Origin of the sequence: Kitasatospora saccharophila, from assembly GCF_039529925.1 — a bacterium.
Taxonomy (GTDB): domain Bacteria; phylum Actinomycetota; class Actinomycetes; order Streptomycetales; family Streptomycetaceae; genus Kitasatospora; species Kitasatospora saccharophila.
The window spans coordinates 51865-66077 of record NZ_BAAANS010000043.1; the positions used below are offsets into that span (position 1 = coordinate 51865).

General features: G+C 72.4%; 28 protein-coding genes and 1 pseudogene. 3 read left to right on the top strand and 26 right to left on the bottom strand.

Translation table 11 applies throughout. The annotated features are described in order from the left end of the window. Positions 1–28: 28 nt before the first annotated feature. The 25 genes from ABD345_RS27595 to ABD345_RS27715 form a co-directional block, all read right to left on the bottom strand. On the bottom strand, positions 29–562 hold the full coding sequence (locus ABD345_RS27595; RefSeq protein ID WP_344555750.1) for a hypothetical protein: 534 nt from the start codon (positions 560–562) through the stop codon (positions 29–31). Beyond that, a complete protein-coding gene (locus ABD345_RS27600) occupies positions 559–801 on the bottom strand; it encodes a hypothetical protein (RefSeq protein WP_344555752.1) in 243 nt (80 codons plus the stop codon). Before ABD345_RS27600 ends, ABD345_RS27595 begins: the two co-directional genes overlap by 4 nt. Before the next feature lie 3 nt (positions 802–804). Next, positions 805–1041, bottom strand: a complete 237-nt coding sequence (locus ABD345_RS27605; protein ID WP_344555754.1) for a hypothetical protein — start codon at positions 1039–1041, stop codon at positions 805–807. A 26-nt stretch (positions 1042–1067) separates the two neighbouring features. Beyond that, positions 1068–1892: a DNA adenine methylase gene (locus ABD345_RS27610; protein ID WP_344555756.1), complete on the bottom strand. Its 825-nt coding sequence runs from the start codon at positions 1890–1892 to the stop codon at positions 1068–1070. Positions 1893–1928: 36 nt separating this feature from the next. Further along, entirely contained in the window at positions 1929–2114 is a 186-nt protein-coding gene (locus tag ABD345_RS27615; RefSeq protein ID WP_344555758.1) for a hypothetical protein, read from the bottom strand. A 5-nt stretch (positions 2115–2119) separates the two neighbouring features. Then, on the bottom strand, positions 2120–2350 hold the full coding sequence (locus ABD345_RS27620) for a hypothetical protein (RefSeq protein WP_344555760.1): 231 nt from the start codon (positions 2348–2350) through the stop codon (positions 2120–2122). Between the two features lie 27 nt (positions 2351–2377). After that, the gene (locus ABD345_RS27625; RefSeq protein WP_344555762.1) at positions 2378–2548 is read right to left on the bottom strand and encodes a hypothetical protein; all 171 of its coding nucleotides are present in this window, start codon (positions 2546–2548) and stop codon (positions 2378–2380) included. After that, positions 2545–2919 (bottom strand): hypothetical protein, encoded by a 375-nt coding sequence (locus ABD345_RS27630; protein WP_344555764.1) that lies wholly within the window; start codon positions 2917–2919, stop codon positions 2545–2547. The genes ABD345_RS27625 and ABD345_RS27630 overlap by 4 nt, the downstream gene beginning before the upstream one ends. A gap of 53 nt (positions 2920–2972) precedes the next feature. After that, positions 2973–4736, bottom strand: coding sequence for an AAA family ATPase (locus tag ABD345_RS27635; protein WP_344555766.1), 1764 nt, complete (start codon positions 4734–4736; stop codon positions 2973–2975). A gap of 9 nt (positions 4737–4745) precedes the next feature. Next, positions 4746–4991, bottom strand: a complete 246-nt coding sequence (locus ABD345_RS27640) for a hypothetical protein (protein WP_344555768.1) — start codon at positions 4989–4991, stop codon at positions 4746–4748. Then, on the bottom strand, positions 4991–5173 hold the full coding sequence (locus tag ABD345_RS27645; RefSeq protein ID WP_344555770.1) for a hypothetical protein: 183 nt from the start codon (positions 5171–5173) through the stop codon (positions 4991–4993). The genes ABD345_RS27640 and ABD345_RS27645 overlap by 1 nt, the downstream gene beginning before the upstream one ends. Then, positions 5170–5355, bottom strand: coding sequence for a hypothetical protein (locus tag ABD345_RS27650; RefSeq protein WP_344555772.1), 186 nt, complete (start codon positions 5353–5355; stop codon positions 5170–5172). Before ABD345_RS27650 ends, ABD345_RS27645 begins: the two co-directional genes overlap by 4 nt. After that, the gene (locus ABD345_RS27655) at positions 5352–5864 is read right to left on the bottom strand and encodes a WhiB family transcriptional regulator (protein ID WP_344555774.1); all 513 of its coding nucleotides are present in this window, start codon (positions 5862–5864) and stop codon (positions 5352–5354) included. The genes ABD345_RS27650 and ABD345_RS27655 overlap by 4 nt, the downstream gene beginning before the upstream one ends. After that, positions 5861–6493, bottom strand: coding sequence for a hypothetical protein (locus tag ABD345_RS27660; protein WP_344555776.1), 633 nt, complete (start codon positions 6491–6493; stop codon positions 5861–5863). The genes ABD345_RS27655 and ABD345_RS27660 overlap by 4 nt, the downstream gene beginning before the upstream one ends. Beyond that, a complete protein-coding gene (locus tag ABD345_RS27665) occupies positions 6490–7203 on the bottom strand; it encodes an exonuclease domain-containing protein (RefSeq protein ID WP_344555778.1) in 714 nt (237 codons plus the stop codon). The genes ABD345_RS27660 and ABD345_RS27665 overlap by 4 nt, the downstream gene beginning before the upstream one ends. Continuing rightward, positions 7200–7997, bottom strand: coding sequence for an ERF family protein (locus ABD345_RS27670; RefSeq protein WP_344555780.1), 798 nt, complete (start codon positions 7995–7997; stop codon positions 7200–7202). Before ABD345_RS27670 ends, ABD345_RS27665 begins: the two co-directional genes overlap by 4 nt. Then, positions 7994–9037, bottom strand: coding sequence for a YqaJ viral recombinase family nuclease (locus ABD345_RS27675; RefSeq protein ID WP_344555782.1), 1044 nt, complete (start codon positions 9035–9037; stop codon positions 7994–7996). The genes ABD345_RS27670 and ABD345_RS27675 overlap by 4 nt, the downstream gene beginning before the upstream one ends. Beyond that, entirely contained in the window at positions 9034–9393 is a 360-nt protein-coding gene (locus tag ABD345_RS27680) for a hypothetical protein (protein ID WP_344555783.1), read from the bottom strand. The genes ABD345_RS27675 and ABD345_RS27680 overlap by 4 nt, the downstream gene beginning before the upstream one ends. Further along, on the bottom strand, positions 9393–9545 hold the full coding sequence (locus tag ABD345_RS27685) for a hypothetical protein (RefSeq protein WP_344555784.1): 153 nt from the start codon (positions 9543–9545) through the stop codon (positions 9393–9395). The genes ABD345_RS27680 and ABD345_RS27685 overlap by 1 nt, the downstream gene beginning before the upstream one ends. Beyond that, a complete protein-coding gene (locus ABD345_RS27690; RefSeq protein ID WP_344555785.1) occupies positions 9545–10000 on the bottom strand; it encodes a hypothetical protein in 456 nt (151 codons plus the stop codon). The genes ABD345_RS27685 and ABD345_RS27690 overlap by 1 nt, the downstream gene beginning before the upstream one ends. Continuing rightward, complete coding sequence (locus ABD345_RS27695; RefSeq protein ID WP_344555787.1) at positions 10000–10227, bottom strand: hypothetical protein; 228 nt, start codon at positions 10225–10227, stop codon at positions 10000–10002. Before ABD345_RS27695 ends, ABD345_RS27690 begins: the two co-directional genes overlap by 1 nt. Next, positions 10179–10313, bottom strand: a complete 135-nt coding sequence (locus ABD345_RS27700; RefSeq protein WP_344555789.1) for a hypothetical protein — start codon at positions 10311–10313, stop codon at positions 10179–10181. Before ABD345_RS27700 ends, ABD345_RS27695 begins: the two co-directional genes overlap by 49 nt. Further along, a complete protein-coding gene (locus ABD345_RS27705; protein ID WP_344555791.1) occupies positions 10310–10804 on the bottom strand; it encodes a hypothetical protein in 495 nt (164 codons plus the stop codon). The genes ABD345_RS27700 and ABD345_RS27705 overlap by 4 nt, the downstream gene beginning before the upstream one ends. Before the next feature lie 121 nt (positions 10805–10925). After that, positions 10926–11111, bottom strand: a complete 186-nt coding sequence (locus ABD345_RS27710) for a hypothetical protein (protein WP_344555795.1) — start codon at positions 11109–11111, stop codon at positions 10926–10928. Then, a complete protein-coding gene (locus tag ABD345_RS27715) occupies positions 11108–11317 on the bottom strand; it encodes a helix-turn-helix domain-containing protein (RefSeq protein WP_344555797.1) in 210 nt (69 codons plus the stop codon). Before ABD345_RS27715 ends, ABD345_RS27710 begins: the two co-directional genes overlap by 4 nt. A 185-nt stretch (positions 11318–11502) precedes the next feature. Between ABD345_RS27715 and ABD345_RS27720 the strand changes: the two genes are divergently transcribed. Both ABD345_RS27720 and ABD345_RS27725 read left to right on the top strand, forming a co-directional pair. Beyond that, entirely contained in the window at positions 11503–11934 is a 432-nt protein-coding gene (locus tag ABD345_RS27720; protein ID WP_344555798.1) for a helix-turn-helix domain-containing protein, read from the top strand. Between the two features lie 20 nt (positions 11935–11954). Then, a complete protein-coding gene (locus ABD345_RS27725; RefSeq protein WP_344555800.1) occupies positions 11955–12419 on the top strand; it encodes a hypothetical protein in 465 nt (154 codons plus the stop codon). Here ABD345_RS27725 and ABD345_RS27730 read toward each other — a convergent pair whose 3' ends face one another. Continuing rightward, positions 12420–13988, bottom strand: a complete 1569-nt coding sequence (locus ABD345_RS27730; protein WP_344555802.1) for a recombinase family protein — start codon at positions 13986–13988, stop codon at positions 12420–12422. Between the two features lie 54 nt (positions 13989–14042). Between ABD345_RS27730 and ABD345_RS27735 the strand changes: the two are divergent. After that, positions 14043–14210, top strand: a pseudogene (locus ABD345_RS27735) (serine protease); the annotation flags it as partial. Between the last annotated feature and the right edge of the window lie 3 nt (positions 14211–14213).

A 14213-nucleotide genomic window follows, 5' to 3' on the forward strand; every position in this document is an offset into this window, starting at 1 on the left:
GGGGAGTTGGTGGTGTCCAGCATGGTGGTCAGGTGGTCGGCCGGGCGGCGGGGGCGACGGTGCAGTGGTCGCGGCCGCAGTGCCAGAGCAGGCTGTCGCGGGGCTCGCCCTGGTGGTAGGCGGCGGCGTGGTCGCGGGCAAGGAGGGCGCGGAGCCGGGTGTTCTCGGCGGCGAGTGCGCGGATGGCGGGTGCGATCGCGGGCCAGGCGTCGCCGTGCGCGCCGTTCTGTCCGGCCGCCTCCAGCTCGTCGCGGGCCTCCTCCAGCAACGCGGCCCTCTCCAGCGCGCCGAGCTGGTAGCGCTCGGCTTGTTCGCGGAGGGCGGCCAGCTCGGGCTGCACCGCGTCGGCCGCGACCTCGGCGAGCGCGGTGATCGGCCCGTACACGTCGGTGGCGACGCCGTGGTGCTCGACCGCGACCTCGATCGGGTGCTGGGCCAGGCAGTCCTGTTCGTCGAGGCCGCAGTGCCCGTCGCAGTCGTAGGCGGCGTCGCGGAGGGCGTCGACCAGGCGCTGCCGGAGGTCGGGCTGCTCGGGCGCGGCCTGCTGCTCGGGCGCGCTCACCGGGCAGCCACCTTGGCGAGCTGCCCAGCGGTCGAGTACAGGGTGCTGACGGCCCACTCGACACCCGCGCTGAACTCCGGCGATCTGGCCGGGTTGGCGAGTTCGAGGGCCTGCGCGATGAGGGCGATCTGTTTGGCGATCGCGGCGGTGATCGCGGCGTCGGCGGTGTCGTAGTCGACGCCGGCGGCGTCCAGCAGCGCGGCGAGACGCTGGCGGGCGGAGATCGGCTGGTCGGCCACGTCTCAGCCCTCCTGGCCGGTGCGGGCCGCGAGCAGCAGGCGGATCGCGAGGTCCCGGTCTCGGGTGTCCCACCACCGGTCCTCCTCGGCCGCGGGGAGCCTGCGCAGGACCTCGGTGGCCTCGGCGAGCACCTGGTCGCGGTAGGCGTCGAGCATCGCGCGGGCCTGCTCGGGGAGCTTGAAGCTGACGTGCAACGCGCGCTCCAACTGCTCGCGCGGGGAGCGGTCGGTGGTGGTCATGCTGGTGGTCTCCTGGTCTGGTGTGGTCAGGCGGCGGGGAACAGGTCGAGTTCGGACTGGCCGGCGAGTTCGCGGTTCGACCACACGACCTCGGTACGCGCCATGTCGGATCGGGCGTTGCCGGTCCACGTTGCCGCGGTGTAGCGGTGCCAGCCGTCGTACAGGTCGTCGTACAGCGGGCTGTCGTAGCCGGACAGGACGACGGGCGCGGTGCACTCCCACAGGGCGGCCGCGAGTTCGCGGTGCTGGTCGTCGCTCTGCATCTCGACCCGGTAGTTCTTCTTGCCGAAGCCGCGGGTCGAGCCGAGGTAGGGCGGGTCGACGTACAGCAGGACGCCGGGGCGGCGCCCGTAGGCGGCGATGAGTTCGAGGGCAGGGCGGCATTCGAGGCTGACGGCCATGAGGCGTTCGGCGGCGGCGGCGAGGCGGTCGCGGTAGGCGTCGAGGTAGCCGGGCATGGACGTGGCGGAGCCGGCGGGGTCGATGTAGTGGCGCCAGCCGGTCTTGCGGAGGGTGCCGGAGCGGCCCTGGGTGAGGCGGGTCCAGATGCGGCGGGCGAGTTCGAGATCGTCGTCGGTGGGGTCCCAGGTGGCGTCGAGTTCGGCGCGGGCGTGGGGGGTGAGTGCGGCCGCGCGGATCAGGTCGTCGGGCCGGTCGCGGAGAACGCGCCAGAAGGTGACGAGTTCGTGGTCGAGGTCGTTGACGGTCTCCATGCGGGACGGGGTCTTGGCGAGGAGGACGGAGAGGCCACCGGCGTAGGGCTCGACGTAGTGCTGGTGGGCGGGCAGGAGGCTGACGATCCAGGGGGCGATGCTGGCCTTGCTGCCGAAGTAGGGGGTGGGCGGGCGCACGGTGGCTCCTGGTCTGGTGTGGTCAGGCGGCGGTGGTCAGCGGTGGCCGGCGGTCCAGCAGTCGGGGCAGATGTCGCGGCCGCCGGGGCGGGTGTGCCAGCCGTCGGCGGCGCGGGCGCGGCGGACTTCGGTGGCGGTGGACGGGGTCGGCAGGTGGGTGGCGTTGCCGCACTCGCCGTTCTTGGCGTCGCAGTTGATGGCGGTGTAGGTGTCGGCGGACACGGCGGTCAGCGGGTGGTGAGTCGTCGGCGGTGGACGGTACGGCGGCCGCCGGGGAGGTGGCGGGGCAGGCCGGGCGCGGGGGTGGTGAGTTCGCGGGCGAGGCGCCGGCGCTCGTCGGGGCTGAGGATGAGGGCGATGGGGGTGCCGTCGTCGGCGAGGCAGCACAGGATGGTGTTGTCGGTGGCGGTGGTTGGCGGGATTTCGGTGCGGTCCCAGCGGGCGATGATCGGGTCCACGGTGGCTCCTGGCGGGTGTCGGGTGTGTCAGCGGTCGCTGCGGGCCGGGTCGGAGTCGTTGGACCAGCAGTCGCCACCGGATCGGTGCATCCCGGCGTGGCCGCGTTCCAGTTGGCACCAGTCGTCGGCGATGAGGGGGTGGTCGTCGGCGCAGGCCTGGATGGTGTCGAGGTCGGGGGTCGGGGTGGGCTGGGTCATCGGGTGCCCTTCGTGGCGAGGCGGAGGAGGTTGCGGGTGATCGCGCGGGTCTCGGCGACCGAGTAGCGGGACGGTCGGGCCGCGAGGTCGGTGCCGAGGGCCTGCCACGCGGCGTCGGCGCCGCCGGTGCGCATGTGTCGGGTGAAGCAGGCCAGGTGCCACCAGGTGGTGCCGATGCGGGTGATCTCGTCGCCGTCGGTGGGGCGCTGGTCGCAGCCGGGGCAGGTCTGGCCGGTCTCGTAGCCGTGGCTGTCCTGGAACGGGCCGTTGCTGATGGTGACGTGGAGGTCGTAGGAGAGTCGGGGGCGGTCGTCCCAGGGCGGGGGGTCGCCGAGGGGGGTGACGTCAGCGGTGGGCTGGGTGTCGGTCATCGCGGGTCCTCGGGTGTGGCTGGCGGCCCGTCAACGGGGCGCGGTGGCTGGGGTTAGGGATCGGCGCGGGGGGTGTCGCAGAGGAGGTGGGTGGTGTAGCCGCGGGCGGCCCAGTCGGGGTCGAAGGGGTCGCCGCAGAGGGTGCAGATCGGCGCTTCCTTCCCGGGTGCGCACTCCCCTCCCCCCTCCTTAGAGGGGGGACGGGGGGAGGGAGGTGCTTGAGGCACGTTCCCAGGGGTCCCCGCGACCTCCCCGGGGGAGGTTTGACCTGCGGTTTCGTGTTTCCCTCCCCGCTGGTCGCGGGGAGTTTCAGTTACCGGCGAGTAGGGGAGGTGTCCGGGGAGGTCTTTCCGGGCCTCCTGAACCGCCTTCGCCTTCCGGATCCGAACCGCCTCTTCGACCTTCGCCTTGGCCGCCCGGATGCCGTTCTCGGCACACCACTTCGCCACCCGGGGACTGCCCCAGGTCGGGTCGACGCCGGCCTGCTCCAGCTTGGTGGCGATCCATTCGGCGCTGCCCTCGATCAGCGCGGCCCGGTCGGGCCAGTCCATGAGCTTGTGGGTGGTGCCGCCTGCGGCCCAGGTGTCGCCGTCGCGGCGGGCGTGTCGCAGGATGGTGAACTCGTCCGGGCCGACGCCGGTGCGGGAGTGGGTGCGCTTGAGAGAGAGAATGCCGCCGCCCTGCGCCCGCAACTCCCAGACGTGGTCGACGTCATCACGCTTCGCGGAGGACCCCCGGGCGCCGCGGTCGCCGTCCTTGCCGGTGTGGTCGAGACGGATGCTGGCGATGCTGTTCGACTTCAGCGGCATGAGGGTGCTGCGGTACAGGGCGAGCCAGGTGTCCGCCGAGTTCTCCTCGCCGCTGATGAACCGGCTGATGGTGTCGATGACGACGACGTCGGCGCGGACCGCCTTGGCTGCGGCAAGGAGGTCCTGGCCCCCGGCGGCGGTGTCGAGAGGCCGGATCGGCGGGAACGACAGGTAGGTCAGGGAGCCCATGGCATCGGGGCGGGCGCCGAACGAGCGGAAGCGGGACTGGAGTTCGGGGTGGCCGTTCTCGGCGTCGATGTAGAGGACCCGAATCGGGTCCTGCGGGGTGTCGCCGAGGGCGCTCTGCCCGGTGGCGGCCCGCCATACCCACTCCTGCAGGAACAGGGACTTGCCGGCCTTGCCGTCGCCGACGACGGCGATCTGCTGGCCGGGGGCGAGGATCCGTCCGGGCAGGAGCCGGACGTTGTGGTAGTCGGTGGTGAACAGGGCCTGCCAGTCGAGGGCCGCGGCGAGAATGTGCGCCGGGCCGCCGCCGGGATTCGACGCGCGTTCTGCCTTGGCGCGTTCCTCGGCGACGTGCTCGTCCAGCAGCTTGGCGAGGAGGTGGTCGACGTCGTCGGGGTCGGACTCGGTGGCGGCCTGCCGGTAGCGGACGGCAAACGCTGAGGCACGCCAGGCGCGGGCCTGCTGGGCGACCTTCTCGGCGAGGGAACCGGCCATGCCGGAGGGGATGTTGATCGCGGCGAGGTCGTCGATGAGGCGGCCTCGGCCGATTTCGGCGAGCCGGCCCATGCGTTCGATCTCGAAGCGGACGGCGAGGGCGTGGGCCTCGCGGCCGTTGGCGATGAGCTGCCCGGTGATGTCCCAGATGAGGCGGTAGCCGTGGTTGGTGAGGTCGTCGCGTTCGATGACCTCGGCGGCTTCTTGGTAGCCGCGTGGGCTGTCAAGGACGGCGGCGATGAGCCACTGTTCGGCGACGTCCTCCAGCGAGGTGGCGCGGCGCTCGTCGCCGGGCACCTCGTATGGGAAGGGGCGGACGTTGCTCACGGGGCTCCTCTAGAACAGGGTGAGGGGTGCGGGGTTGCAGCCGTAGGGGCCGGGGAGGTGCGGGTGGTGCGCGCGGGCCGGGGCCCGGCCGGTGAGGATCTCGGCGGCTTGCTCGGCATCGAGTCGGCCGCCGTCGGGGAGGTGGACGGCGAGCGGGTGCGGCTCGGGGTCGAGGAGCCGGCCGTCGGGAGTGGCGATGGTGGTGGCCCCGCACCGCGGGCATGCGGTGCGTACCGCGGTGCGGGGCCCGCTCATCAGGCCGCCGGGTCGAGCTTGTCGGCCGTGGTACGCAGGATGTAGGCCGCCTGCTGCTTCGACATGCCTTTGCCGCCGTGCTCCAGCACCACGTTGGCGGTGTCCGCCCCAGGTCTGACGATCAGGTAGAACAGGGCGTCCCGTCCGTCGATGGCGACGAGCTGGGTGTCGTCGGCGCTCATGGTGTGCCTTTCGGGTGGTGGGTTGCGAGGTGGGAGGTGCGGAGGTCGGCGGCGTGCCGAACGTTCTCACCGACGAGGCGGGCGTGGTAGTGCGGGGTGCAGCGGGTGCACAGGTAGTCGGCGGTCGGCCGGCCGCCGAGGCCGCGGGGGCGGATCGTCAACCCGCCGGTCCACGGCGTCACGCGGCGAGGGTGGTGCCGGTCGCGCGCAGCCGACGGTCAGCCTCGGTGTTGGCGATCCGGCACGGCTCACACGCGTCCTCGCCCAGGCGCCGGTGGCGCTGGTAGCCGCGACGGGTGCCGCACTTCGGCGGCTCGGCGCGCCGCTTGCGCAGCCGCTGGGCGCCCGTCTCGGCCTGCAGGCAGATGGTGCACGGCTTCTCCTGCGCCAGCCGGTGGCGGCGCGCCCCGGCCTCGGTGCCGCACTGCGCGGGCTGTCGGCGCTGCCGCGGCTTGAACCCGGCGGACGCCCGTTCGATGTCGTCCTCGCCGCCCCAGACGCCGAACGCCCTGAGTTGGCGGGCCTCGTCGCGGCAGGCGAGCATGATCGGGCACTCGATGCAGATCTCGCGGGCGGCGTCCAGGCGGGCCTGGTAGGTGCTGGTGCTGACGCGGTGGCCGTCGGGGGTGCTGAACAGGTCGGGGTACCGCGTGCAGGCCATCAGGCCGGGGGTGGTGAGGCGGTGAGTCACTGGTCGGTCCTCTCGGGCCAGGCCACGCCGTCGAGGGCGCGGGTGTGGGTGGCGGGGAGTTCGGCGAGGGGGTGGCCGAGGTGGTGCATCGCCATCGCGAACACCACGTAGGCGTCGGCGCGGTCGAACTTGCCGGGGCCCTCGAACTCGACTCCGAACAGCGCGCTCGCCGCGTCGCGGACGGCGGCCTTGAGCGGGTCGCCGGTGAGTCGGTGGCCGGTGGCCGGGTCGCAGGGCTGGCCGTTGCCGAGGACGTAGACGACACGCTTGGCGGGCTTGATCACCGCGATCGGGATGCCGCGCTTCCACAGGTCCAGGCGGACCAGCCAGAACAGCGAGATCATCTCGTCGTGCCGGTGCTTGCTGGCGAAGGACTCGCCCTCGATCGCCACGAAGTCGGCGGCCCGGTAGAACGACTGGAGTTCGCCGAGGATGTAGCCGAGGCGTTCCTCGCCGCGCCGGGTGCCGCCGCGGACGTGCTCGCTCCATCCGTGGCCCGCGATGCCGGTGCAGGTGAGGGACAGGTCGAGGCCGATGACGAGCGGCCGGGCCCCGGCCGCTGCGGGGGCGGGGGCGGGGGCCGCCCCGGCCGGAGCCGGGACGACCGTCGGGAGCAGCAGCTGACTCACGAGGCACCGCCCGGGCGCGGGACCAGCGGCCACTGCGGTTCGACCACTGCGGTGGGGTCGGTCTTCCGGAAGTACGCCTGCAGGCTGATCGCCTGCTCCCGCGCCCACTCGACCTGCGCCGCGTGCAGCTGCTCCAGCGGCTGCCGGGCGGCCGGGTACCGGGCCGCGAGCTTGTACGCGATCCGCGCCGCCGCGAGGGCGTCGGCACCGGCCTCGTGGGCGTCGTCGCCGAGGGCCACGCCGTAGTGCGCGGCCATGTCGATCAGCTTCCTGGAGCCCTTGCGGTACTTGTCGACGGCCTTGTCGATCACGTACGGGTCGACCACCAGCGGCTCCCGGCCAGCCTGCTCGGCCAGCGACGGCAGGCCGTGCCGGGCCAACTCCCGGTCCAGCAGGGTGAAATCGAACCTGGCGTTCATCGCGACGACCGGCAGCCCCTTGCCCACCACGTCGGCCAGCGCCTCGCCGATCTCCCGCACGACCTCGGCGGCCGGGCGGCCCTCGGCTCGGGCCCGCTCGGTGGTGACCTTGTGGATCGCCGACGCGGCCTCGGGGATCTCGATCCCGGGGTCGGCGAGCCACGACAGCACCGCGGTGTCCTCACCGCCGCCGAGGCCGATCACCGCGGCGGTGACGATCCGGTCGATTTCCATGTCGAGGCCGGTCGACTCGGTGTCGAAGGCCACGATGCGGCCCAGGCCCCAGCTCACTGTGCACCGCCCGCGATGCGCTCGTTGCCGACCCGGAACAGCAGCGCGCCGAGCTGCTCCTCCGCGCCGTCCTCGTTCGTAACGATCGCGCTGTACAGGCCGGCCTGCTTGATCTCGTAGTTGATCTGGGCGAGGCGCGCCCGGGCCGTGTCCGGCCGCATGATCTCGTCGAGGTAGTCGCGGGCCGACCGGCGCGGCGCCTCACCCCGGTCGACGTGCGAGGCGTCCGGGTCCTTGTCGTGCGTGGGCGTCAGCCCGGCGTTCAGCAACAGCACCCGCAGCGCGACGCTCTGCGCCTTCGCGCTGCCCTTGTCCGCGGAGTCCAGCGCCTCGCCCTGCGACTGCAGCAGGCTCGGCAGGGTGTCGCCCATCGGGCCGATGACCTGCCAGGAGACAGTCACCGTGCATTCGCGCATCTTGTTGCCCTTGGACGTGGTGGTGTCGCGGTACTCCGCGTCGACCCTGACGGGCAAGATGTTCACGCCGTGCTTCAGCGTGATCGGGCCGAAGGTGTTGACCACGGTGTCGACGCCGCGGAAGTTGTAGCGGGTGCCGGCGGCGTTGTACTGCTCCCGCTTGGCGATGCCGCGGACGTCGCGGCGGACACGCAGCCAGGCGAGGTGGACGGGGATCATCTCGGGGTCGTCGTCGCCGGGTTCGTAGTCGCCGAGGTCGGGCATCGTGGTGTCGACGGGGGTGTTCGGCGTGGTGAACTCGACCGGGGAGGACGACTCGCGCTCGGTGCGGCCGGCCGCGGCGGCCGCGCGCTCCGCGAGCGTGGTGGGCTGGGTCATGTGCTGTGCCTCTTCCGCACGTCGGTGGGGATGCTGATCTGGTCGTACGGCCGGTCCGCGACGCAGTCCGCGTACGCCTCCGGCCACCGCTCCGCGAGCCGGTTCAGGTCCGCGCCGCGCTTGCTGCGCTGCTCGATGGAGTACGCGGGCCGGTCGCCCATCACGGCCATCTCGGCGCCGCCCAGGGCGGCGAGCATGCGGGCCTTCGCTGCCTTCTGACGCCGCTCGGCGGCAGTGACCTCGGCTCGGGCCGTCAGGTAGTCGTCGAGGGCGTCCTGCGCGTCGCCGTCCCGGTCGATCCGGACGACGCCGGAGCGCTCCGGGTGCAGGCGCCGGTACAGGTGGAGCAGCGGGTCCGGGTCGGCGTCCGGGCCGAGGACCGGCGGCCGCCCGTCGATGATGCGCTGCCACACCTCGGCGGCGGCGGCCCGCAGGTCGAGGACCAGCTGCTCGTGCTCGGCGATGCGAACGGTGAACTGCCGGTAGTCGTTACCGCCGATCTTCACCGCGACGTGCATGTGGTCGAAACCGCACACGTCGGCCTGGTGGAGCACCTGCGCGAGGACATCGTCCGGGCAACCGCGGCGCCACTGCGGGGCCTTCATCTTGTCCCTGCACTTGATCTCCAGCGCGCACTGCGCGGCCGGGTCGATCGGGCAGGCGTTGACGCGCCGGTCGAGGGTGCACATCTGCCACGGCCGGTCAACGTTGGCGACGAGGCCGACGCGCCGGCCGGAGGTGCGGTTGCTGGCGGCCCAGCGGCGGGCTACGCCCTCCTCGTCGACGCGGCCCCAGTAGGCGGGCTCGGAGTCCTCGTCGTCGAGGGGGAGTTCGCCGCGCTTGTCGTAGTAGACGGTGAGGGCGTTGCCGTGCTTGGACAGGCCGAGGATCGCGGCGAGGTCGGACGAGCCGATGCCCTGGCGGCGGGCGTTCAGCCAGGTGTCGCGGTCGGCGTCGGCGGGGAGGACGAGGCGGGCGGTGGGGGTGATGCGCCGCCCGGCGGCCGGGGCGCTGGGCCCCGGCAGCTCGGTCATCGTCATCGCGTGGTGCTCGCCTTCTTCTTCAAGTCCACGGCCCCGGCGGCGATGTCCGCCAGCACCGCGTCGTCGTAGCCCAACGCCCGATCCAGCTGCACCAGCAGCCCATCCCGGTCGGCGGCCAACAGCCGCACCCGCTCCCGCAGCACCGCGTTCTCCTCCCGCAGCACCCGGTGCCCGCTCAGCAGCACCCGGTTGTTGTTGGCGAGTTCGGCCTGCGCCGTCACCGCGCTCGCGGTGAGGCGTCCGTTCGCGGACGACTGCACCACCGCCTCACCCCGGGCCTCGGCCAGCTGCTCGCGCAGCGTTCGGATCAGCCGCTGGGTGTCCTCGTCCTCACGGCGCATCACGATGCGCATCAGAGGTCCTCCTCGGAGTAGTCAGGGCTGACGTCGGAGATGAGGCGGTGCGCGTACTCGACCGCGGTGGACACCTCGTCCAACAGCTCGCGGGCCGTGGCGCCGGGCTCGTCGCTCAGCTCGACGGTGACGATCAGGCGGCGGGTGGCCATCAGCTCGCCCTCCGGTCCTGCTGCGCCGGCAGCACCGGCCCCGCCGCCTGCGCCAGCCGCTCGATCAGCCGGTGCACCGACCGCGCCGTCGGGTACCGCACCTCCGCGCCGCCCAGCCGCTCGATCAGCACGTCCAGCACCGCCTCCCACTCCGGACCCTTCGCGCCGTCGATGACGGCCAGCTCGGCCGCGACGCCCTCCGGGTCCTCCACCGACTCGGCCGCCAACGCACCGACCAGCACCCGGAACAGCCGGTACGCGTCCAGTTCGACGCCCATCCCGACCGCCCGAATCTCCAGGCCCAGCGACAGACCGGACGGGTCCGCCTCGGCGGGCCAGGCGAGCAGCCCGGCATCGGCCAGCGCCGCAGCGGCGCGGCGGGACCGCAGGCGGCGGATGCCCGCGCCCTGGATCAGCTTGGCGGCCCGGGCCGCCAGCAGGGGTTGGTGCTTCATCAGGAACCTCCGTCCTGGGAGTTGGTGACGCGGGCGGCCCGTCGGGCCTTCATCCGCGCGAGGATCTGGCTGTCCGTCGGGGCCGCCCACCAGTGCCAGCTGACGGGCAGCGGCTTCCAGCGCTGCATGTGCTCGCGCTTCGGAATCCCGCAGTGCGTGCAGGCGTTCGGCTCGGCGGTCACCGGCGGGCCGCCCGTCGCGCCGACCGGGCCCGGAGGCAGTGCCACCAGTCCGCGATCTCCTCACGCGCCACCAGCGCGAACCCGGCCGTCCACACGGCCACGACCAGCAGCGCCCACCCGGTACCGCTCACGCCGCCACTCCCGGCTTCGCCGCGTGCGCCGCGATCTCCCGCGCCTGCACCGCCCGCAACCGCGCCTCCCACGGGCACAACGCCCGCACCAACGCCGTGTCCGGCAGCACCTCGAACTCGGCCGTGACCGTCGTGGCGTACGCCCGCACACCATCCGTGACCTGGCCCAAGCTCAGCAGCCAGTACAGGCCGCCCCGGACCTCCTCGGTCTCGCCGGGGCCGGGCCGGGACCCCATCGACACCGAGCTGCGGGGGTGGGCGTCGTACCAGGACGACAGCGCGGCGATCCCCGACACCCGCAGCTCCACCGACAAGCCGTCCGCGGACAGGACCGCCTCGTGAAGCAGCACACCCGGGATGGCGACCTGGTCGTACAAGCGCTGCAGCCCGGCCATGATCGCGAGGATCGGGGTGGTGGGGCGGGCCACCGTGGGGACGGTGGCGGGGTCGGGCCCGGCGAACGGGCTGTTCGAACGGGTAGGCTGGCTCATGGCCTGCCTCTCCTTCCGTTGATCGGATGTGGGTTTCGGGGTGGGCCGATGGGCCTCTGTGCCGGCACCGGGCGCAATCCGGTGGCATCCGGGCAGGGGCCCGACCCATGTCTGGGGCCGGTCAGGCCGCGAGCGGCTGCTGCGCGGCGGCCGCCTCGGCGGCGAGCACGCGGTTCATCGCCGGGGCGAGGATCGGGCGCAGCGTCGCGCAGAGTTCGGGCGTCGGCGGCGGTGCCGCGGCGGCGCGGCGGCGGGCGGCGGCTACGTCGTCCGGGCCGAGGATGGCCAGGCGCTCCTCGCGGGTCATGCCGCAGTCCGGGCGTCGGGGTCCTCGTAGAACGCGGGGTAGGCCGCGACGATCTTTTCCAGGGTGCCGATCCTCGGCGGCCGGCGGCCGTTGAGCAGTCTGCTGATGGTGCTGGGCGCAACGCCGGTACGTGCGGCGATCTTGCTGAGGCTGGTGTCGCCAGCGGCCGTGGTGACGCGGCGCAGGCGGGTGGGAGAGAAGAGCATGGGGTCACCTCCTTCAGGTGCTCTGTTGCCCTTGGGCAATAGTCTGCCCCAACTATTGCTCAAGGGCAACACTCTGGGGTGGTCGACTTCCCGCCAACTGCAGCCCCCGAGCAGCCGGCCGCCCCTCCGGCCTGTACCGTTGCCCCCTGGCAACAGATCCGCCCGACCGAACGGGACTACCGCTGATGGCTGACGACCGCGATCCCGCCGCCGCTGCCGCCTACGTCAGGCAGTGGGCGCCCGCCGCTGGCTACGACCTCGACGCCTTCGGTGAATCCGCACGCCTCGCCGACGCCGCTGGAGTCCCTCGCAGCACCGTCAGCCGCCTCGTCAACGCCGTCCGAGTCCCCGACGCCCCCAGCCTGTTCCTCATCGCCGAAGCACTCGGCAGGCCCCCGCTGGAACTGCTCGTCGCATCCGGAACGATCCCCAACCGTTTCCTCGACCAGCAGGCCCGAACACGCGTAGCATCGAGGCCCGTCACCGCCGACGACCTCGCCGACCAATGGGGAGCGAACACCCCAGAGGAACGCGCCGCCGTCCGGGACGCCGTTGAATCGGCGCGGCGGCTCTTCCAGAGCAGCCGGCGGGGCGGGGCCCAGGAGACCGGCAGCTGACGCACCACGGGGGTACAGCCATGACCATCAAGGGGATCGCTCTCATCGCTGCGGCCGGGCTGGCAGACCTCGCCGGTACCGCCCTCCTCGTGGCCGACCAAGTCCCCGTTCTGGCCGGAGCGCTCATCGGCGCCGCCACCGCCGGGATCCCCGCCACCATCCTGCTGAACCAGCGCTTCGCGCGCATCGACGCCCGCGCCGCCGAGGACGCCGAGCGCCGAGCCCAGTACGACGCCGCCTACGCCACCCTCGGCAGCCAGCGTGAGCGCCTCATGGCCTCCCTCGGCCGCCAGCTCGCCCAACAGCGCGCCGAGCTGACCGCCCGCCACCGGCAGGAACTGCTGCAGGCGCGCACCGCCGAATACCTCCGCGGGGTCAGGGACACGCTCGGCGGCGCGCTCTGGGGCGCCGAGGAGCAGGCGCCGGCGGAGGCCCGGGTCATCGACCTGGCCGCCCGCCGCCCGGAACCGTCGCTCGTCGACTGATCAACTCGCCGTGGCGGCAGGCCCCGGCCACTCGTCGAACCCTGCCTCGCCCCGGAAGATCAACCTGATCCGGGTCGAAACGCTGGGCTGGCACCTGCCCCGCGTCGTCGCCTTCAGGATCTCGATGCGCACGCATGACCGCAGCACGGACCGGCGCTGGTCCATGTCCAGCTCGTCATTCCACACCGACTCGATCCGGCCGCCAGAATTGACCAGCCGATCGAGGAGCGGATCGCCGAGTTCCATGAGTTGCTGGAGTTTCGCCCGCGCAGCCTTCAGCGCCGGCAGCAACCCCTGCTCGACAGCCGCCAGGGACGCGACCGACAGCATGGTCAGGCCCGTCATGGGGTCAATCGTCTTGGCGAGAGTCTGGGCTTCCTCCAGCTCCCGGGTGAGGCGGTCGGCCAGGGCCCGCGTGACTGCGATGTCGGCGTCCCTGGCGTCGTGGCGGAACGCCTCCCGCGCGGCAGGCGAGGACAGCCACGCCAGCACGGCCTCCTCGACCCACGCGTCCGCCCGGTGCTGGACGATCGAGACGTCGCCCCGCCCGCCGCAGCCGTACGTGGCGGGGAAGACGCGCGCGCCCCACGCCTTCCCCTTGCCGTCCACGCGGGGAGGGATGGTGCGGCCGGGGAACGCCCGCATCTTGCTCGCTGCGGGGGCCGGGTTGGTTGGGCGGCAGCTGGCGCACCAGGCTTCTCCGGAGAGCAGCTTCTGTTGGACCTCCGCCCTCGGGCTGTACGTGTCCCTGATCCGGGCCTGCACCCGGTAGAACACCTCGTCGGAAACCAGACGATCCCACTGGGCCTCGTACTCCTGGCCACGGTTGGTCCGAACGCCGATGTAGGTCTTGTTCGACAGGATGACTTTCAGCCCGGGGAACGTCATCGTGGGCCGGAACTGCCGGGCGTAGGCGAGGACGGACCGCTGGCTCTTGCCCTGGTCGATCATGTCGAACATCGTGATGATTACAGGCGCGAGTTCGGGGTGGGGCTCCTGCCCGATCAGCGTGCCGTCGTCCGGGTCGTAGCGGCGCCGGTAGCCGAACGCGACGACGCCGTGCGGCCGGCCGCGGCGGGCGTTGAGCCGCGCCGTGCGGTCGGCCCGCTTGATGATGTCCTCGCCCTCGGCCTCGGCGGCGACGGCGTCGTTGGTGAAGTCCTGGCGGTCCTTCGGGACGCGCATGTCGTACAGGCGGCCGTCGTAGTAGATCTTGACGCCGGTGCGCTCGCACAGGGACCGGAGGGGGATCGACACTTCGAGGTCGCGGGCAATGCGGCTCTTGTCGGCGTAGACGATGACGTTGAAGCAGCCGGCCTCAGCGTCGGCGGTGAGCCGCTGGAAGTCCTTGCGGACCTTCTTCGCCTTGCGGGTCGCGGACAGGCCGCGGTCCTCGTAGTAGTCGTAGATCTCGGCACCCAGTTCTTCGCAGACCATCTCGCCGACCTCGAACTGGTCGCGGGTGCTGGTGCCGCGCTTCCGTGGGTCGTGGCTGGCCCGGGCGTACAGGGCTGCAATGAGGCGAGGCTGGAGCGCCTGAATGCTGGGGAGGCTGAGGACGTTGCCCATGCGGGCACGATAGGGGAAACCCCCGACCAAACACTACGGATCTGAAATATCTGCGGCCAGACCTGCACCCTCAACAACCCCTGCGAGGTCGACCAGAACGGCGCCGTCACGATCCACCCCGGCATCGGCTACGCCCAGGAGACCTACACCATCCCGAACTGCTTCGGGCCGGGCAACGTCCTCGACCTGACCAGGACGGGCTGCGTGCTGCCCCGCCCGTGAGCG